Raw genomic sequence first — 18,027 nt, forward strand, 5'->3', positions numbered from 1 at the left:
GGCCTCCCAGGGCCCCGAAAGACAGCCACCGGGAATTCCCATCCCGCCAGACCTTCGCGTCAACGCTTCTCGAGAATCGAGCGTGGATCGAACGTGACGCGGATGTGGGTGATGCGTCCCTCCTCCACGTGGCACCAGTTGGCCACGGGCGTGGGCGCTCCGTCGTACGGATGAATCTCGAACCAGGTCAGCACCTCCGGGCCGTCCACGAAGCGGTGCAGCACGCGCATGCGGGGGGACACCTTCCACATGCCGTTGACGAGCCCCTTCACACAGGCCTCGGCACCCTGCGCCGTGCCGAGCGCGCCGACGAAGCTCACCTCGGAGGCGAGCGTCCCACGCAGCTTCGCCTCGTCCTTCGTCGTCCAGGCCTCGAAGTACGCCTCCACCACCTCCACGGGACTCTCCACGCTCCACCTCCTGGAATGGCCGACACGTCGATGTGTCGGAGTCACCGTATTCATGGTCCTCGGCGCCGACAGCCCTGTGTCAGGTTTCCGCGGCCCCCCGCGCGGAGCGGCGCGCTACCGCCGCCATTCCGCGGGCACGTTCTTCTCGGTGGCGTAGCGCTCCAGCTCGGAGAGCTGCTGGCTCGCCAGCTTCAGCTCCGCCTCCACCTCCTGCTGGCGCCGGGCCACGGGCTTGCCCGAGGCCTCGTCCTGCCGCAGGCGCGTGCGCTCCTCCTCGAAGCGGGCGACGCGCGCCCGGGCCTTGCCGAAGGACGTGCGCCACCGCTCCTCCTCCTCGCGCGACTGCGTCCCCACCAGCCGCTGCTTGAAGCGCTCGCGCTCCCAGCGCTGGATGCCCGTGGGGTTGCGGTTCCACGTGTCGCGGGCGTCCCGCACGTCCTTGAGCGACACCTCGATGCGCTCCAGGTTCTCACCGCTGCCCTGCCCCGCCTTCAGTGACGCCGTGCCCGTCGCGGGCAGCGCGCACGTCTCCACGGGCAGCCGCGCGCCGCCGACGTGGATGCCCCGGGTGAGCCCCTTCGAGAGGAACCAGCGCAACCGCCGCGAGTCCTCCTGCGCCGCCAGGGACTGGCTCAGCGGCCGCCAGTCCTCGAACTCCAGGTCCAACGTGCACGTCTTCCCCTCCGCCTCCAGCTCCATGCGGCGCTTGAGCGACGTGGGCGGCGAGTCGAACCGCTCGAGCACCAGCACCACGAGCCCCAGCCCGTCGACCCGCTGCACGGAGAGGAGCACCTGCTGCTCGGTGTCCATCTGGAAGCGTTGCGCCTCGCGCGCCTCGTCGCGAGCCACGCGCTCGAGCAGCGCCTTCCAGCGCTCCGTGGACTCGGGCGTGGTGGGCACCGGGACGAGCTTGCTCGCGTAGGCGATGGGCAGCGCCAGCCCCAGGCCATCCGAGTTCTCGATCTTCATCGAGACGACGCCCACCACCTCGCCCTGTCCGTTCAGCAGCGGCCCACCGCTGTTGCCCGGGTTCACCGAGGCGTTGAACTGCACGTAGCCCGTCCCCAGGTAATGGCGGCCCACGTAGCCCACCTTCCCCTCGTGCACGGTGAAGTCCAGCCCCTGGGGGCTGCCGATGAAGACGAGCGGGTCTCCCGGCTCCAGGCGCGTGACGTCGCCCAGCGGCAGCGGCGCGGCCTTCGCGCCCACGACCCGGACGGTGGCGAGGTCCAGGTCCACGTCGCTGGCCACCGTCTCGCCGAGCAGCTCGCGCCCATCCGCGAGCACCGCCGTCATCATCTTGCCCGGCGGGCACACCACGTGCTCGTTGGTCAGCACCAGCTCCGGCTCCACGAAGAAGCCGGAGCCCGTCTTGCTCCCACACCGCAGGGTCAGGGTGCTCGGCCCCGCGCGGCGGGAGATCTCCGCGGTGGAGAGGGCCACGGGCCCAGGGGCCTTGTCGCCCGGAGGCGCTTCACCCGAGGCGAGGGACAGGACCTCCGAGCGCGCCTGCGCGAAGCGTGGGGAGCGGGCCACCCACACGCCCACCGCGACGGCGACCAGGAGCAGCACGCCGAGGAGCGCGCGGCGACCGCCCCTCGCGGGCTCCTCGGAGAGGACCGCCACCTCCACGAAGGGGCGCAGCTCCGCGCGGGCGCCCTGGGCGCGAAGCACCGTCAGGAGCTTCTCCGCGAAGGCGCGGAAGACACCGTGGGCCAGGGGCGCGCCCGCCCTGGCGAGCAAGCTTCGAGCCTCGGAGAACGAGGGAGCAGGCGGGCCCAGCTGCGAGATGGCCCGGGCGAGCGCGAAGCGCGCCCGTTCGTCCACCACCGCGTCCCGCAACACCACATCGACCCGGAGGCTGGCGCCGCACACACATCGCGCCACGTTCCCCGCATCCGGCGCACCACACCGGAGGCACCTCAGCTCGACCGACTCCGACATTCCCGCGCTCCCCCAGCCACCGCCCGTGGCTCCTGGCGCGCGTGCGTCCTCCGCGAGGTCGACGGCGCTCGTCCATCATGCCTCCGAACGCGCGCGCCGTCGCGTCCGTGCGTGCCCCCGCCGGAGGCCCCTCGCATGCTCGAGAAACCCGGGCTCGTGTGGGGACAGGGCTTCAGGAAGCTTCCGTTCGTGGCGAGCCTCCCGCCCGCTCGAACCCTGGAGGGACACAGCGTGATTGACCCCACGGGAATGGGCGTCGCGGATGTCGCACTCTCGGCCTGCGGCGGGTCGAACAGCTCGCGGAGGACGGGCAGACCGTCGGCGTGGGCTATGGCATCACGTATCCCATCTTCTGGATCGACCGCCTCCACCCGCACGGCGTGCGACAGCACACCGCCTTCGCGGCGCGCAGTCGCGCGGAGGTGGACGCCTTCCATGCGGCGGCCGTGCAAGCGGGCGGCATCGACAACGGCCCGCTGGGGCTGCGCGACACCGCCCAGGGCTATCCCTCGGGCTACGACGCGGCCTTCGTCTTGGACCCCGATGGCAACAACATGGAAGCCCTCTATCGGGAACGCTGAGCGCGCCTCGGCCTCAGCGCGCGAAGCCGTGGGAGCCGAGCTTCACCCAGGGCTGAGGCGTCGGGGCGCCTCCGAGGGCATGTCGCGCCACGGTGGCCTGCAGGGCACGGGCTTCGGGGATGCCGAGCAGGGGGTTCTCGGCGCCCTCCTCCAGCTCCAGCAGCCCGAAGAACTCGTGGCCCTCGGGCTGGTGGAAGTACTCGAACCGCAGGCCCGGCGGTCGCTTCGCCTCGATGGCCGCGAAGGCTGCCTGGACCGCGGCCAGCACCTCGGGAACACCTTCCTCCTTCACCTTGTATCGGACCATCAGCGTCGGCATATTCGGCTCCTCGTCGCGTTCGTGTCGTTCATCGCTTCCACCGTGTTGATGAACCACGACCTCGAAAGGTGACCGGTGGGAATTTCCGCTGAATTTTCCGCGACCTTCGAGCGCGCCCGGAGTCGTCTGCGCGCGGTGGCCTTCCGCATGCTCGGCACCGCGGAGGAGGCGGATGACGCCGTGCAAGAGTGCTGGCTGCGCGCCAGCCGGGTCGACACGCACGCCATCGCCAATCCCGATGGATGGTGGACGACGGTCCTCAGTCGCGTCTGTCTGGAGATGTTGCGCGCTCGCCAGCACCGAGGCGAGACACCGGCAGACACGGAGCTGCTCGAGGAGTCCTTCGCCCAGGGCGAGACGCCGAGCCTGGAGGACGAGGCGGTGCGAGCCGAGTCCGTGGGGCTCGCGCTCCTGGTGGTGCTCGAGACGTTGGGCCCCGCCGAGCGCATCGCCTTCGTGTTGCATGACCTGTTCAGCCTGCCCTTCGAGGACATCGCCACCATCGTGGAGCGCTCGCCCGTCGCCGCGAAGAAGCTGGCGAGCCGTGCCCGGCACCGCGTGCGAGGCAGGCCGCTGGGCTCCCCAGCGGAGCTCGACCATCACCGGCAGGTCATCGAGGCGTTCCTCGCCGCCTCGCGCGCCGGTGACCTGGACGCGCTCCTCGCGGTGCTGGCCCCCGACGTCGTCCGGCGTGCGGACGCGGGAGCGCTGCGGCCCGCGACACCAGCCGAGGTACGCGGTGCCCGCCGCGTGGCCGAGGAGACCCTCACCAACACGGGCCGGGCGCGCTTCGCCCGGGTCGCGCTCATCGACGGCAAGCCCGGCATCGTCGTCGCTCCACGGGGACGGCTGCGGCTGGTCCTCGAAGTCGACATCGCGGGAGACCGCGTCGCCGCGTTCAACGTCATCAGCGAGCATGCGCACCTGCGCAGGTTGCACATCACCCTGCTCGCGCCTGGGTCCTGAGCTGCCGCGATGGAGGTCGGATGGAGCTGCGCACGCCAGGGTCGCACATGCGGCCCGGCTCCTCGCGCCGGCCCCCTTACGATGGGGTCGCGAGGGCGCCTCACTCACGCCGAAGCCCGACATGACTCGCCGGCTCCTCGCGCCGACCTCTTCACGAGGAGGTCGCGAGGGCACCTCACTCATGCCGGAGCCCTCACGGGCCCAGGCGCCTTTCGCCGCCCCCTCCACGATGAGGCTGCGCGGGAGCGTCACACACGCCGGAGCCCTCACGGGCCCAGGCACCTCGCGCCAACGCCCACGGCGCGTCCTCGCGGAAGCCACGCGCACCAGCGCTCGCGAGGTCCTCGTCCCCTCGCTGAACACTCACACGCGGGCCCGTGCCTCAAACACACACGTCTGGCATAGACTGCGCGCCGTGCTCGAGCCCTCGCAGTCCGACCTCACCGCGATGGAAGTGGCGACGATGCGCGGCCTCGCCGAGCAGGCCGTGCTCGCCCAGCAGGGCGAGACCACGCTCGACGTGGAGACCCTGAGCGCCCGCCTGCGCGACGTGGCCCAACGAGGCGGGCCGCCCGAGCTGGGCGCTGTCCTGTGGGAACTGCTGAGCTCCGGCACCCTGACGACCGTGCGCGACCGGAAGGGACGCTCCTGCCGGATGCTCGCGGTGAAGGCGCTGCTCAAGCTCGATGGCCCCGAGGCACGGCGCCTGGCACCCGAGGACCTCACCTTCGGGCGCACCCCCACCCTCGCACCGCCGCGATGGGTCCTCGTCATCTCGGCCGCGCTCACCACACTGGGGGGCCTGGGCACCGTGGTCGTGAGCCTGGTCGGACACACCATGATGAGCCTCGCCTTCCACAGCTCCCCCATCCCCCCCTTCTCCCAGTTCGTGGCAGCACTCACCGGGGGCCTGACAGCCTGGCGAGCCCTCAAACTGGTCATCGCCCCAGAAGCGCGCCCCTCGGACCTCCGGGCGCTGCTGCTGCTCGCCGCCGCGGGCGGGCTCCTCGTCACCCTGGAGATACCCGCCAGGATGAATGGCGGGCCCAACGGCCTGCTCTCCCCCCTGCTCGCCGCGCTCCCAGCGGCCCTGACGGCCGTCTTCTTCCGCGCCTCGGGCATCCCCTTCCGAGGCAACACGTGAGCCCTCCACGCGCCGGTATTCGTCGACCCACGAAGCCGCCTGTGAGAAGGTGCCCGGGCCTCACACAACGCAAGGGTGCAGCACACCGCTGCAGGACAGTGGATGGTCGGGCCGCCATCCGAGCCGGTTGAATCGCCGGCGAGGATGCGCCATGTCGACCCCTGTTCCTCCCCGTCCCACATCTCCGCCGGAGGCCTGGGAGCCCCTGCTCCGCCTCGTGCGCCTGGCAAGCCGCCCCCTCGAGCGCTTCCTCCACATCCAGGCCGCGAGCGGAATCCTCCTGCTGGTGGCCGCGGCCGTCGCGCTCGCCTGGGCCAACTCCCCGTGGGCGGAGAGCTACACCCGCCTCTGGCACACCCCCGTCGGCTTCCGGCTCGGCGCGTTCAGCTTCGAGCGCTCGCTGGAGTGGGTCGTCAACGACGGGTTGATGGTCATCTTCTTCTTCGTCGTCGGCATGGAGATCCGCCGCGAGGTCCACCACGGCGAGCTGTCCGAGTGGCGCCGGGCGGCGCTCCCCATCGCGGCGGCGCTCGGCGGGATGCTCGCGCCGGCCCTGCTCTACCTCGCCTTCGCGGGAGCCCCCGAGACGAAGAGCGGCTGGGGCGTCCCGATGGCGACCGACATCGCCTTCGCGCTCGGCATCCTGACGCTGCTCGGCCAGCGCGTGCCGCCCGCCCTGCGCGTGCTGCTGCTGGCCCTGGCCGTCATCGACGACCTGGGCGCCATCGTCGTCATCGCGCTCTTCTACTCCTCGGGTGTCTCGCTCGTCGGGCTGCTGACGGCCGCGCTCGGCTTCGTCGGCGTGCTCGCGATGCAGCGGGTGGGCGTGCGCTCGAAGTGGGCCTACGTCGTCCCCGCGCTCGTCGCGTGGGCGGGCATCTACGCCGCGGGCATCCACCCGACCATCGCCGGGGTCATCGTGGGGCTCATGACGCCCGTGCGCGCGTGGCTCGGCCCCCAGGGACTCCTCGTCGACGTGCGCCAGGAGCTGGAGACGCTCGGGCAACAGGCCAAGGGCGCGCACTCGCCCGAGGACCTCTCACGGGTGCTCCGGCACGTGGACGTCGCGCGGCGCGAGGCCCTGTCTCCCGCCGAGAGCCTCATCGAGTCCCTCCACCCCTGGGTGGCCTTCGGCATCATGCCGGTGTTCGCGCTCGCCAACGCGGGCGTCCAGCTCTCGGGCGGGACGCTCGGCGCCTCCGCCTGGAGCGTGGCGATGGCCGTGGCCGTGGGCCTCGTCGTGGGCAAGCCCGTGGGCGTGCTGCTCGCCATCGGCGCGACGCTGCGGCTGCGCATCGGCACGCTGCCCGCGGGGCTCACCGTGCGCCACCTCGTGGTGCTCGGCCTGGTCGCCGGCGTGGGCTTCACCATGGCGCTGTTCATCGCGCAGCTCGCCTTCACGGACCCAGGCCTGCTCGCGGGCGCGAAGCTGGGCGTGCTGGCCGCGAGCGCCTGCGCGGCGGTGCTCGCGCTGGTGCTCGGCCGGCTCCTGCTCTCGCCCGTCCCCCCGGGCAACGCGGCGAGGAGCGCGGACGAGGCGGAGAGCTCCACCGAGCTGTGAGGCTCAGCCCGGCTGCAGGAAGCGCCCCTCCACCAGGTGGTCGATGACCTCCCGGGCGGAGTGGGGGTCCAGCCGGGCCTTGCTGCCCAGGTGAGACACCGCGCTGGACACCGTGGTGGGGCGCTCGAACGCGGCGAGGGCCGCCAGCAGGATGGCCCCGTCGTCGCCCTGGACCAGCGTGGGGTCGGAGAACCTGCGCGGGTTGACGGTGGGCGCGCAGCTCAAGGTGATGCCGTCGACGGAGCGCAGGACGGTCACCTCCTCCCGCGCGACCTTCACCGGAGCCCGGTGGCTGCCCAGCCAGTCCCCCAGCGAGAAGCGCCGGGGCGAGGACGCGGTGTTGACCAGCCGCGTGCGCCCGTTGACGTCGAGGTTGCGTCGGGCGTCCCGGTGCTTCCACGCCAGCGCGTCCACCTGCTCGGAGGTGCGCTGCACCGCCGCCTCCAGCTTCGCGTCGCGGAAGCGAATCATCGGGACGGACACGTCCCCCGGCTCGCGGCGCTCGAAGAAGTCGAGGAACTCGTTGAACGTGCGCGCCTCGCTCACCATGTCGAACCGCGCGGGGTGCTCGGTGACGAGCGCGCCGGGCTGTGACTCCAGCCGCTGGTAGCCCACCACGCAGTCCTGGTCGATGATGCGCTGGACCAGCGCCAGCTCCTCGACGAGCGTGGCCTCGCTGGCGAACGGCAGCCCGCCGATGCCGGAGATTTCGACGCCCAGGTTCTTGTAGCGGCGGCAGCCCTCGATGAGCTCGAGCAGCTCCCGGTCCTTCGCGCACGGCTTGAGCAGCCCGCGGCCCATCTGCTCCAGGCGCTGCTTCTCGGAGAAGCAGCCGATGTCCACCACCATGTAGACGCGCTCGAAGGTGTTCGACAGCGCCTCGACGAGCTCCAGGCGCGGCACGCCCCACAGGAAGTACGTGCAGCAGTGGCGCGACAGGTCCACGCCCGCCCAGGTGCTGCCCAGGAACTCCGCCGAGCTCCCCGCGAAGTCGTAGCGCATCTGCCACGTCTTGCCGGCGATCTCCTGATGGTCCCTCCGCACGCTCTCCTCGGAGCGCAGGAAGGGCTTCGCCCGACCGAAGGCGGCCTTCTGGTTCCCGCGCGCGCCGCCGCAGTACAGGCAGTTCTCGCCGCAGCCCTTGCCCGGCGCCACCCAGCCGGAGAAGGAGCTCAGGTCCAGCTGGCTCAGGAACATCTCGTCGAAGTGCGAGTAGAAGACGTCCTCGGTGTTGGTGGCGCCCTGCACGTACTCGAGCGGCAGCCGGCGCGCCCGGCCGTCCGGGTCCCGCCTCACGCAGTTGGGCGGCGAGTCCTCCCCCTGGCACAGGGCCAGCAGCGGCCGCTCACCGTCCCCCAGCACCACGTGGTCGATGCAGTCGAACGCGTGCAGCTCCCGCCACCAGAAGGAGGCGGAGTTGCCGCCCACGACGACGCGGATGGACGGGTCGATCTTCCGCAGCGTCCGCGCGATGAGCAGCGCGCGGTCCACGTGGTGGAACCACTTGAGGCTGATGCCCACCAGCTTGGGGCGCACGCGTCGCACCAGGGCCTCGAACGAGCGGATGACCTCGGCCTCCGTCTCGTCGCCGTCGTACAGCCGCACGAAGGCCTCGATGCCGCCGCGTCGCAGGTAGCTCGCCAGGTAGAGGATGCCGCACGTGGCCTCCCCCATCCCGGCACCGACGAGGAGCACTGGCGAGAGCACACGACCACCACCCATGGGACACGCACCGACCTTTCCGACGAAGGCCGCCCAGCGTAGTCCATCCGGGGCGGTGGACGCGCTCCAGGTTCGAGCCTCGGAGCGGGCCCTCAGTGGCTCGGCGTGCCCGCCCGGCCGCTCAGCCTGCGCCAGGTCAGCACCATCACCCCGCTGCCCCCCGCGAAGGGCATGGGGTCGGTCCGGAGCGAGAGCTTCTCGCCCTCCACGAGGACATGCCGCCGTTGCACCACCCCCACCCAGTTCGGGAAGAGGCTCCCCTCGATGGCGTGGGACACGACGCGCGCGTCCTCGTCGACGGAGTAGGTGCCGAAGTAGAAGGCGGCCCCATCCATCGCCGCCTTCGCCTCCTGGGGCTTGCTGGCCAGCGGGTCCGGGGACTCGAAGAAGGCCCTGTCTCCGCGCATGAGCTGGACGGACATGTTCGCGTGCGCGTCGTACATCAGGCAGCCCAGCAGGTGGATTCCGAAGGGGTGGCTGCGCCGGCCATCCGGCTGCACGTACTCCATGGACACGAGCTTCCAGGTTCCCACCAGTTCATCCTTGAGCATCACGTCACCTCCATGTGGAACATCGGGAATCACGTCGCGGGTCTCAGGCGGGCACGACCTCGAGCTTGAAACGGCCCAGCCGCTGGCCCGCGTCGCTCTCCACGGTGATGACGAACCGGCCCGCCCCGTCGGAGACACAGACGATCCGCTGCGCCTGGCCCGGGTCCACCACGTCCTTGCAGGAGATGGCACAGCGGCTGATCCAGAACCTCCCGTACCCGGGGAAGTGCCCCACCAACGAGCACGCATTCGCCAGGGTCAGGGTCAGGGGACAGAGCGGACGGAGGTCGAAGTGGCCCGCGAAGTCCTCGCGAGCCAACCCCGGCAGTGACGCCCGGAGCATCCTCCCGGGCTCCATCCACTCCAGCGTCATGGGCCGAATGGGGTCCGCATACGGGCTCGGCTGCCCGGGGGACCACGAGGGCCGCGCCGACGCATCAGCGCCCTTGAGCCCCACGAACTCCTCCTCCGTCAGGACCAGCAAGGCTCCGTCCAGCTCCGCGTAGCGCTCGCCCTTGTCCGTCAGACACATCCCGCTCACCCGATAGATGGGGAACTGGTTCGAGCGGTCGATACCCTCCAGGCGTCCCACGCACTGGAAGACCTCCGATTCGGTGGCCTCCACCGGGAACACCCGGAGTTCGGCGCGGCTGCCCAGGTAGTAGTGACGGGCCTTCACCGGGTTCGCCGCGGCGCCAATCAGGGCGCCGTGGAGGGCCATGGAGCGCAGCGTCTCGGAGAGGCTCAACAACGTCGTCTCGGCGTGACGCCGCTGCTCGGGCTTGAACCAGCCGAGCACGACATCATCCTTGACCGTCACGTCGAACGCCCTGGCATACGGCGCGGTCTCTCCAATGAGTTCGAGCAGAGGCTTCATTGCACGCGTCCCTTCCTGTCCACGCCTGACGACAGCGCGGAGCGAGCCACTCGGGCAGGTGATGAATCACGCCCGGTCGGAAACCCGATGTCTCCCTGGATGAGCACGGCACGATTCACGACCGGGCGGCTCATACATCACCACGCCCGTCCCTGACGTCAACCCGAAACACAGACGTACTCCAGGGCAACAATCACAGACAATGCGGGCGCCGACACACCCCGCATCACGCGCCCCGCCTGTGTTTCACCCGCGCCCCGCACCCGCGCCCGGGGCTCGCCCGCCAGGGCCAGTGCCCACCGGTCGACACCGGGCCTCACCGGGCCTCCAGGCGCGCCAGCACGGCTCGCGGGAATGCGCGAGCACCCGAGCACGTCGACCCTCGAGGAGCGTCACCTCGGCGCCGGAGCGGCCAGGCCTCGTGGGAGCATTCCACGAGGCGGCCACGTCACGGCGAATCCGGCGCGGGGCGGAGATACGGACCGCCCCGGCAAGCCGTCACAGCCCTGCGAACGTCTCAGCCGCGGTGCTTCGCGATGAGGGCGCCCGCCGCCTTGGGGTTGCCCTGGCACTCGAGCAGCGCGCGCAGCATCAGCGGGACGACGATGGTGGCGTCCGACTCGATGACGAACATCGGCGTCGTCTCCGTCAGCTTGTCCCAGGTGATCTTCTCGTTGGGCGTGGCGCCCGAGTACGAGCCGTAGGACGTCGTCGAGTCGCTGATCTGGCAGAAGTACGCCCACGGCTTCACGGGCTTCTGCAGGTCGTACTTGATGGAGGGGACGACGCAGATGGGGAAGTCACCGGCGATGCCGCCGCCAATCTGGAAGAAGCCCACGCCCTGGCCCGCGGACAGCTCCTCGTAGCGGTCATAGAAGTCCGCCATGTACTCGATGCCGGACTTGACGATGCTCGCGCTGCACTCGCCCGACTTCACGTAGGACGCGAAGATGTTGCCGAACGTCGAGTCCTCATAGCCGGGGACCACGATGGGCAGCTTGCGCCGCGCCGCCTCGAGCAGCCAGCAGGCCTCCGGATCTCCCTCGTACGCCGAGGGGTCCAGCATCTGGATGACCTCGTAGAAGTACTCGTGCCAGAAGCGGCGCTGGCCCTTCTCCGTCGCCGTCTTCCACATCGGGACGATGAACTTCTCCACCGCGCGGAACGCCTCGTCCTCCGGGATGCTCGTGTCCGTCACCCGGCGCATCCGCTGCTCGAGGATCTTCGTGTCGTCCTGCTTGGTGAAGTAGCGGTACTCCGGGAAGTCCTTGTACGCCGCGTGCGCGACGAGCCGGAAGAGCGACTCCTCCAGGTTCGCGCCCGTGACGGACAGGCCGTGAATCAGGCCCGAGCGGATGGCCGGCGCCAGGGTGATGCCCAGCTGCGCCGACGACATCGCGCCCGCGACGCTCCAGAACATCCGCCCCCCCGTGGAGACGTGGTCCCAGTAGGACAAGAGCGAGTCGCGCGTCGCCCGCGCGTTGAAGTTCTTGTAGTTCGCGAGGATGAACTCGAGGACGGGCAGTTCGGACGTCGACATGTAGGCCTCCAGCAACAACGGGGTCGATGCTCGGGAGGCGCCAGCCGAAGAAATGCCACCCGAGGACACCCTACGGTCGCGACGAGATGCCGCGCCGCCATCGGAGCGTCGAGTGGCTGGGCGCTAGCTAGCACAGCGGGAGCGGGCCGGCCAACTTCGTTCAACCCCGCCCCCAGGCGGGGCCCGCCCGGCCGCCTGCCCCCTTCAGATGCGCTCCACCACCCTCAGGGCGAAGCGCACGAAGCGCGCGTCGAGCGGCTCGTTGAGCATCAGCCGCTGCCACACCAGCCCGGAGAGCACGTTGACCACCAGCTCCCGGTCCGCCGGCCGCCGGTCGACGAGGCAGGCCCGGAGCTCGTCGCCGCGCGGCCGCACCAGCTGGGCGACCAGCCGCCGGTGGAGGTCCTCGTCGAACTGCGCCTCCGCCATCAGCGCGCGCAGCACCGGCGCCGCCTCCGAAGCGCCCCGGCACAGCTCCACCAGCGTGGAGGACAGGGACGGCCTGCGCGGGCCGCGCAGCCTGGGCGCCTGGCTCACCCACTCCGAGAACGCGTCCAGCACCAGCGCCCCCTTGCCGGGCCACCAGCGGTAGAGGGTCTGCTTCCCCGCACCGGCCCGCTTCGCCACATCCCCCATGGTGACGGCCGCATAGCCCCGCTCCAGCACCAGCTCCTGCGCCGCCACCAGGATGGCCCGGCGCACGCCCTCGTCCCTCGGTCGGCCTGCACGCATGGCTTCTCTTTACGAGACTTCCTGTCTCGGAAGAAGCCGGATTACGAGACCACGGGTCTCGTTAGCCCATTTACGAGACGATGCGTTCCGAAAGTGCGTAACGCGGTGCGCACCTGCGCAAAGCGCGCGCGTTGACGCAGCGAGCAACCCTATGTACCACTGCGCGCGACCATGGCTGACAAATCAGGATTGCTGCACCGTCTGGGTAATGCGGTGCAGAGCGGAACCGGCGAGCGCCTCGACGGCAAGTCGTCCACCGTGTCGTCTGGAGACACGCGCTTCACGCCCCCCGTCTCCCCCGCGTCCCAGGACGTCGAATCCCTCGAGGGCTGGGGCTTCGAGGACACGCGCTTCGTGGTGCAACCCGATGGCAGCACGCTGCTGACGGGCACCCGCTACAACATCAGCAACGTGGCGCTGCCGGAGCTGATGCCGTGGTTCGCCGCCAAGCTGGCCTCGCCGCTGGGCTACGACAACCGCAACGAGCCCCACTACCCGCCCCAGATTCCCGAGGCGAAGAAGGACGAGGCGCTGCTCACCGCGCTGCGCGCCTTCCTGAAGGAGGACCAGCTCACCGACGACCCGAAGCAGCGGCTGCGCCGGGGCCACGGGCACACGGGCGGGGAGATCTGGGCCATCCGCTACACGAAGCTGGACCGCGTCCCGGACCTGGTGGTCTTCCCGCGCGGCCACGACGAGGTCGTGAAGCTGGTGGAGACCGCCTCGAAGCACGGCGCGTGTGTCATCCCCTTCGGCGGCGGCACCAACGTCACCGAGGCCCTGCGCATCCCGCTGTCGGAGGCGCGCCTGGTCATCGCCGTGGACATGCGGCAGATGAACCGCGTCCTGTGGATCGACACCGTCAACCGCATGGCCTGCATCGAGGCGGGGGCCACCGGCCGCCACCTGATGAGCGAGCTGGCGAAGTTCGGCTTCACCATGGGCCACGAGCCCGACAGCCTGGAGTTCTCCACGCTGGGCGGCTGGATTGCGACCAACGCCAGCGGCATGAAGAAGAACCGCTACGGCAACATCGAGGACCTGGTGCTGGACATGCGGGTCGTCACCGCCCAGGGCATCGTGGAGCGCCCGCGCCAGGCGCCGCGTGAGAGCGTGGGCGTCAACCCGCGCCAGTACATGTTCGGCAGCGAGGGCAACTTCGGCATCATCACCACGGCGGTGGTGAAGCTCTTCCCGCTGCCCGAGGTCCAGCGCTACGGCTCGGTCATCTTCCCGGACCTCGCCGAGGGCCTGGCGTTCCTCTACGAGCTGCAGCAGTCCGGCGCGGTGCCCGCCAGCGTGCGGGTGATGGACAACACCCAGTTCCACTTCGGCCAGGCGCTCAAGCCCGCCAAGCACGGGCTGGCCGCGAAGCTGAAGAGCGAGCTGGAGAAGGTCGTCGTCACCAAGCTCAAGGGCTTCGACCCGTACAAGCTCGCGGTGGCGACCATCGTGTTCGAGGGCTCGCGCGAGGAGGTCGACTTCCAGGAGAAGACGCTCTACCGCATCGCCGCGGCGCACGGCGGCATGAAGGGCGGCGGCGCCAACGGCGAGCGCGGCTACCAGCTCACCTTCGGCATCGCCTACATCCGCGACCTCACCTTCGAGCACTGGGCCATCGCGGAGAGCTTCGAGACGAGCGTGCCGTGGAGCCGCGCGCTGGAGCTCTACGAGCGCGTGCAGCGTCGGGTGGAGAAGGAGCACGCCCTGCTGAAGCTGCCCGGCAAGGTGTTCTTCACCGGCCGCCTCACCCAGGTCTACCAGACGGGCGTGGTCATCTACTTCTACCTGGGCTTCTACGCGAAGGGCGTGGAGGACCCGGTGGGCGCCTACGCGGCGCTCGAGCACGCGGCGCGCGAGGAGATCCTCGCCGCGGGCGGCTCACTGTCGCACCACCATGGCGTCGGAAAGATCCGCCGCGACTTCCTGCCGGAGGTCTACTCCGAGGGCGCGCTGGCGCTGAACCGCAAGGTGAAGGCGGCCATCGACCCGCAGAACGTCTTCGGCGCGTCGAACAGCGGCATCAACGGCCCGGTGGCGCTCACCCCGAACGAGGAGCCTCACTGATGTCCCGCCATGTCTTTCTCACCGGCGTCACCGGCTTCGTCGGCAAGGTGGTGCTGGAGGCGCTGCTGCACCAGGGCGTCGAGCGCGTCACCGTGCTGGTCCGCGAGTCCAAGGACCGTCAGGGCCGCGTGCAGTCGGCCGCGGAGCGCTTCGCCAAGGTGGCCCAGGCCGCGTGCTTCTCACGCCTGCCGGCCGGCTGGACTCAGCAGGTCGACGTGGTGAGCGGTGATCTGGAGCAGCCCGCCTGCGGCCTGTCCGCCGCGGACCGGGACGCCGTGCGCGGCGGCGTCACGCACGTGGTGCACTGCGCGGCGAGCGTGGAGTTCGACCTGCCGCTCGCGCAGGCGACGTCCGCCAACATCCGCAGCGCGCTGTCCGTGCTGGAGCTGGCGCGCGAGTGCCCCAAGGTGGTGGGCATGGTCGACGTGTCGACCGCGTACGTCAGCGTCTGGCGCCCCGGCCCCGTCGAGGAGAAGCTGGCGCATCTGCCCAAGCCCGCCTCGGAGCTCTACGAGGCGTTCCAGGTGGCGGAGGGCGACGGCCGCGAGTGGCTGACGCTCACCGGCCACCCCAACACCTATACGCTCACCAAGAGCGTCGCCGAGCACCTCATCTGCGAGCGGCGCGGCCACGTGCCCGTGGTCATCGTGCGCCCCAGCATCGTGTCGGCCGCGCACCGCGCGCCCTTCCCCGGCTGGCTCGACAGCCCGGCGGCGCTCGCCGGGTGCCTGCTGTACAGCGGCCTGGGCGTGGTGCGGGCCTTCAACGCGGACCCGTCGGTGCGCCTGGACGTGGTGCCGGTGGACGTGGTGGCCAGTGAAGTGGTGCGCGCGGTGTTCGGCCCCATGCCGGCCGAGGGTCAGCCGGTGCCCATCGTCCACGCCACCATGGGCGTGCAGCGGGCGCTGCGCATCGACATGGCGGCGGCGGCCACCATCGAGTGGTTCAAGCACCGCCCCGGCGTGGTGAAGGCGCCCGACATGTTCGTCGGCCGCAAGGACCACGGCTTCGACGCCGCGGACCTGGTGCGGCGCGAGCTGCCCGTGCAGCTGCAGAAGGCCGCCCTGACGGTGCTCGGGCAGAGCAAGGCCCTGCGCAAGCTGGTGCGCGCGGACCAGAAGGTCCAGTACCTCAACGAGGGCTTCTCGTACTTCACGCACCACACCTTCGACTTCGTGCGCTCCGCGCCGCTGGAGGTCCCCGGCTTCGAGCCGCGCGAGTACGTGCGCGTGGTGAACGAGGGCATGTACCGCCACCTGCTGTCGCGCGACGAGTCCCAGGTGTCCTTCGCCGGGCCCAAGCACGATGACGGGCGGGCGGACAGCACGTGGCTCAAGGAGCGCCCGGCCGCCAACACCACGCTCAAGGTGTTCGGCTATGCGCTGCGCAAGACGTTCCGCCACTGCACCAGCGACGTGACGTTCGACCGGCCCTCGTTCGAGCGCGCGATGGCGCAGGTGCCCCCGGGCGCGCTGGTGGTGCTGGCGCCCACGCACCGCAGCTACTTCGACTTCCTGCTCACCAGCTACCTGTGCTTCCAGCACCCGGAGCTGGGCATCTCCATGCCGCACATCGCCGCGGCGGAGGAGTTCGGCCGCATCCCGGTGGTGGGCCCCATCCTCAAGGACTCGCAGGCCTTCTTCATCAAGCGCGGCGTGGGCCGCGAGGTGCCGGAGCTGGGCGAGGAGCTGCGCCGGCTCACCGAGAAGAACGCGTCGCTCATGTTCTTCATCGAGGGCCAGCGCAGCCGCGCGCGGCTGATGCTGCCGCCCAAGCGGGGCCTCTTGCGCGCCCTGCAGAACACGGGGCGCCAGTTCGTCGTCCTGCCGGTGGCCATCTCCTACGACCGACTCCCGGAGGAGGCGTCGCTGTGCGAGGAGCTGTCGGGCAAGCCGCGCCCGAAGATGACGCTCACGGGCGTCATGTCGTGGCTGGGCCGGCTCGCGCGTGGGCAGGTGCAGCTGGGCCGCGTCCACGTGGCGTGCGGCCAGCCCCAGGCGATGGGCCCGGACACGGACGTGCGCGCGCTGAGCCACACGGTGATGGCCGAGCTGCAGCGCCACACCACGGTGAGCAGCTTCCACCTGCGCGCGTTCCTCGCCGAGCACCCGATTCCGGGCGTCGACGAGGCCTGGCTGAAGGACGCCATCGAGCGGCGGGGCGGGCGCGTCATCGCCAGCGAGCTGCCGGTGCCCTCGCCCCTGACTCCGACGCTGGCGCACTCGCTGCGCAACCAGTGGCAGAACTGGTTCGCGGGCGACGTGCTGGCGCGCCAGCCGGGCAACCCCGCGCTGGAGACGCACCTGTCGCGTTACCGCTGGTGCGCCACGCCGCTGGCGGAGATGGGCGACGCGCGCGTCGACGCGGTGGTGAAGGCGCTCTTCGAGCCCGTGGTGCGCGACTACCTGGAGGCGACGAAGGTGAGCGCGCCGTGCGAGCTGAAGGCCGTGCCGGTGGCGCACCGTCCGCACCTGGACGGCGTGGTGCAGGCACTCTTGTCGCTCGACATCGTGAAGCCCTCGGGTGACGACCTCGAGTGGGGCCCGAACGCGGCGCAGCTCGCCCAGTTCCAGCAGGCCTGCGCGTGGCGGGGCGAGGTGCAGTCGTGAAGACGCTCGTCACGGGTGCCAGCGGCTTTCTGGGGCGAAACCTGCTCGAGGTCCTGGGCGACGACGCCATTGCCCTGGTGCGCTCGCCGCTCGACGCGAAGGTTCAGCAAGTGTCCGGCACTCCGATGGAGCCCGACGCGTGGCTGTCCCAGGCGAAGGGCACGCGCGTGGTGATTCACGCGGCGGGCATGGTGCACCACAGCCGGCACCACGCCGAGGAGATGGTGCGCTTCAACATCGAGAGCTCGCTGGCGATGGTGCGCGCGGCGAAGGCGCTCGACGCGCGGATGGTGCTGGTGTCGACGTCCGGCACGGTGGGCTGCTTCCCCCACGCCACCATCGAGGCGGACGAGCACTCGCTCTACGCGGAGGGCGTCGTCGGCCGCTGGCCCTACTACCTGTCGAAGATTCGCGCCGAGGAGCAGTCGCGGAAGCTCGCGAAGCAGCTGGGCGTGGAGCTGACGGTGGTGCGGCCTCCGGTGCTGCTCGGGCCGGGCGACACGCTCGGCCGCTCGACGACCAACGTCGCGCGCGTGCTCAACGGCCGGCTGCCCTTCATCCCCGCGGGCGGCATCGCCTTCACCGACGTGCGCGACGTGGCGCACGCGCTCGCGCGGCTGGCGAAGCGCGACACCTGGCGCGACACGTACCACCTGCCCGGGACGTCCCTGCCTCTGCGCACCTTCTTCGAGCGCGTGGGTGAGGTCGCCGGCATCAAGGTGGACAAGCCCGACGTGCCCACGCTCGTCGTGCAGGGCCTGGCGAAGCTGGGCTCGAAGGTGCCGCTCAAGAAGCTGCCGGACCCCGTCGTGCTCGAGATGTCCACGTGCCACTGGGGCTTCAAGACCCTGTGGAGCCACGATGAGCTCGACTACCAGCCGCGCGCCCACCGCCAGACGCTGAGCGACACGGTGGCGTGGCTGCGACAGTCCCAGCCCCGCGCCTGACGAGACGGGCGGGACGCGCGCATCGTGTCCCGCACCGCGCCCCGTGGCAAATTGTCG

The 18,027-nt window shown here is 70.7% G+C and carries 15 protein-coding genes; 7 read left to right on the plus strand and 8 right to left on the minus strand.

Annotated features, from left to right (window positions below):
* Nucleotides 1-59: 59 nt before the first annotated feature.
* Both VZQ01_RS09745 and VZQ01_RS09750 read right to left on the minus strand, forming a co-directional pair.
* On the minus strand, nucleotides 60-410 hold the full coding sequence (locus VZQ01_RS09745; protein WP_223748016.1) for a nuclear transport factor 2 family protein: 351 nt from the start codon (nucleotides 408-410) through the stop codon (nucleotides 60-62).
* A gap of 114 nt (nucleotides 411-524) precedes the next feature.
* Nucleotides 525-2,354, minus strand: a complete 1,830-nt coding sequence (locus tag VZQ01_RS09750; protein WP_426747657.1) for a S1C family serine protease — start codon at nucleotides 2,352-2,354, stop codon at nucleotides 525-527.
* A gap of 323 nt (nucleotides 2,355-2,677) precedes the next feature.
* Between VZQ01_RS09750 and VZQ01_RS09755 the strand changes: the two genes are divergently transcribed.
* Nucleotides 2,678-2,935 (plus strand): VOC family protein, encoded by a 258-nt coding sequence (locus VZQ01_RS09755; protein ID WP_426747658.1) that lies wholly within the window; start codon nucleotides 2,678-2,680, stop codon nucleotides 2,933-2,935.
* A gap of 13 nt (nucleotides 2,936-2,948) precedes the next feature.
* Here the strand turns inward: VZQ01_RS09755 and VZQ01_RS09760 are convergent, their stop codons facing one another.
* Complete coding sequence (locus tag VZQ01_RS09760) at nucleotides 2,949-3,254, minus strand: hypothetical protein (RefSeq protein WP_223748013.1); 306 nt, start codon at nucleotides 3,252-3,254, stop codon at nucleotides 2,949-2,951.
* A gap of 135 nt (nucleotides 3,255-3,389) precedes the next feature.
* Here VZQ01_RS09760 and VZQ01_RS09765 point away from each other — a divergent pair, with 135 nt between their 5' ends.
* The 3 genes from VZQ01_RS09765 to nhaA all read left to right on the plus strand — a co-directional run bounded on the left by VZQ01_RS09765 (nucleotide 3,390) and on the right by nhaA (nucleotide 6,925).
* On the plus strand, nucleotides 3,390-4,220 hold the full coding sequence (locus VZQ01_RS09765) for a sigma factor-like helix-turn-helix DNA-binding protein (RefSeq protein ID WP_426747659.1): 831 nt from the start codon (nucleotides 3,390-3,392) through the stop codon (nucleotides 4,218-4,220).
* 415 nt (nucleotides 4,221-4,635) lie between these two features.
* A complete protein-coding gene (locus VZQ01_RS09770; protein WP_426747660.1) occupies nucleotides 4,636-5,364 on the plus strand; it encodes a hypothetical protein in 729 nt (242 codons plus the stop codon).
* A 151-nt stretch (nucleotides 5,365-5,515) separates the two neighbouring features.
* A complete protein-coding gene (gene nhaA / locus VZQ01_RS09775) occupies nucleotides 5,516-6,925 on the plus strand; it encodes a Na+/H+ antiporter NhaA (protein WP_223748010.1) in 1,410 nt (469 codons plus the stop codon).
* Between the two features lie 3 nt (nucleotides 6,926-6,928).
* On the opposite strand, the gene VZQ01_RS09780 is transcribed toward nhaA, so the two are convergent.
* The 5 genes from VZQ01_RS09780 to VZQ01_RS09800 all read right to left on the minus strand — a co-directional run bounded on the left by VZQ01_RS09780 (nucleotide 6,929) and on the right by VZQ01_RS09800 (nucleotide 12,347).
* Nucleotides 6,929-8,647: a B12-binding domain-containing radical SAM protein gene (locus VZQ01_RS09780; protein WP_223748009.1), complete on the minus strand. Its 1,719-nt coding sequence runs from the start codon at nucleotides 8,645-8,647 to the stop codon at nucleotides 6,929-6,931.
* 92 nt (nucleotides 8,648-8,739) lie between these two features.
* Nucleotides 8,740-9,198 (minus strand): lipocalin-like domain-containing protein, encoded by a 459-nt coding sequence (locus VZQ01_RS09785; RefSeq protein WP_223748008.1) that lies wholly within the window; start codon nucleotides 9,196-9,198, stop codon nucleotides 8,740-8,742.
* Between the two features lie 43 nt (nucleotides 9,199-9,241).
* Nucleotides 9,242-10,075 (minus strand): hypothetical protein, encoded by an 834-nt coding sequence (locus tag VZQ01_RS09790; protein WP_223784622.1) that lies wholly within the window; start codon nucleotides 10,073-10,075, stop codon nucleotides 9,242-9,244.
* A 517-nt stretch (nucleotides 10,076-10,592) separates the two neighbouring features.
* Nucleotides 10,593-11,615 carry a deoxyhypusine synthase family protein gene (locus VZQ01_RS09795; protein ID WP_046711849.1) on the minus strand — a complete coding sequence of 341 codons (1,023 nt, stop codon included), beginning with the start codon at nucleotides 11,613-11,615 and terminating at the stop codon, nucleotides 10,593-10,595.
* Between the two features lie 204 nt (nucleotides 11,616-11,819).
* Nucleotides 11,820-12,347: a TetR/AcrR family transcriptional regulator gene (locus VZQ01_RS09800; protein WP_223748006.1), complete on the minus strand. Its 528-nt coding sequence runs from the start codon at nucleotides 12,345-12,347 to the stop codon at nucleotides 11,820-11,822.
* 171 nt (nucleotides 12,348-12,518) lie between these two features.
* Between VZQ01_RS09800 and VZQ01_RS09805 the strand changes: the two genes are divergently transcribed.
* From VZQ01_RS09805 to VZQ01_RS09815, 3 genes are read left to right on the plus strand one after another with little or no spacing between them, the layout of a single operon-like run.
* Nucleotides 12,519-14,414 carry an FAD-binding oxidoreductase gene (locus tag VZQ01_RS09805; protein WP_223748005.1) on the plus strand — a complete coding sequence of 632 codons (1,896 nt, stop codon included), beginning with the start codon at nucleotides 12,519-12,521 and terminating at the stop codon, nucleotides 14,412-14,414.
* Nucleotides 14,414-17,023, plus strand: coding sequence for an SDR family oxidoreductase (locus VZQ01_RS09810; RefSeq protein WP_426747661.1), 2,610 nt, complete (start codon nucleotides 14,414-14,416; stop codon nucleotides 17,021-17,023). Before VZQ01_RS09805 ends, VZQ01_RS09810 begins: the two co-directional genes overlap by 1 nt.
* Nucleotides 17,020-17,970, plus strand: coding sequence for an NAD-dependent epimerase/dehydratase family protein (locus tag VZQ01_RS09815; RefSeq protein WP_426747662.1), 951 nt, complete (start codon nucleotides 17,020-17,022; stop codon nucleotides 17,968-17,970). Before VZQ01_RS09810 ends, VZQ01_RS09815 begins: the two co-directional genes overlap by 4 nt.
* Nucleotides 17,971-18,027 lie beyond the last annotated feature (57 nt).

The sequence above is a fragment of the Myxococcus faecalis genome (assembly GCF_050039385.1).
GTDB classification, from domain to species: Bacteria; Myxococcota; Myxococcia; order Myxococcales; family Myxococcaceae; genus Myxococcus; species Myxococcus fulvus.

What these genes read in the sequence shown, in the direction of transcription:
- VZQ01_RS09785 (WP_223748008.1), bottom strand. Translation starts at nt 9,198, where the DNA reads ATGCTCAAGGATGAACTGGTGGGAACCTGGAAGCTCGTGTCCATGGAG.
- nhaA (WP_223748010.1), top strand. Translation starts at nt 5,516, where the DNA reads ATGTCGACCCCTGTTCCTCCCCGTCCCACATCTCCGCCGGAGGCCTGG.
- VZQ01_RS09750 (WP_426747657.1), bottom strand. Translation starts at nt 2,354, where the DNA reads ATGTCGGAGTCGGTCGAGCTGAGGTGCCTCCGGTGTGGTGCGCCGGAT.
- VZQ01_RS09805 (WP_223748005.1), top strand. Translation starts at nt 12,519, where the DNA reads ATGGCTGACAAATCAGGATTGCTGCACCGTCTGGGTAATGCGGTGCAG.
- VZQ01_RS09795 (WP_046711849.1), bottom strand. Translation starts at nt 11,615, where the DNA reads ATGTCGACGTCCGAACTGCCCGTCCTCGAGTTCATCCTCGCGAACTAC.
- VZQ01_RS09780 (WP_223748009.1), bottom strand. Translation starts at nt 8,647, where the DNA reads ATGGGTGGTGGTCGTGTGCTCTCGCCAGTGCTCCTCGTCGGTGCCGGG.
- VZQ01_RS09790 (WP_223784622.1), bottom strand. Translation starts at nt 10,075, where the DNA reads ATGAAGCCTCTGCTCGAACTCATTGGAGAGACCGCGCCGTATGCCAGG.
- VZQ01_RS09800 (WP_223748006.1), bottom strand. Translation starts at nt 12,347, where the DNA reads ATGCGTGCAGGCCGACCGAGGGACGAGGGCGTGCGCCGGGCCATCCTG.
- VZQ01_RS09810 (WP_426747661.1), top strand. Translation starts at nt 14,414, where the DNA reads ATGTCCCGCCATGTCTTTCTCACCGGCGTCACCGGCTTCGTCGGCAAG.
- VZQ01_RS09760 (WP_223748013.1), bottom strand. Translation starts at nt 3,254, where the DNA reads ATGCCGACGCTGATGGTCCGATACAAGGTGAAGGAGGAAGGTGTTCCC.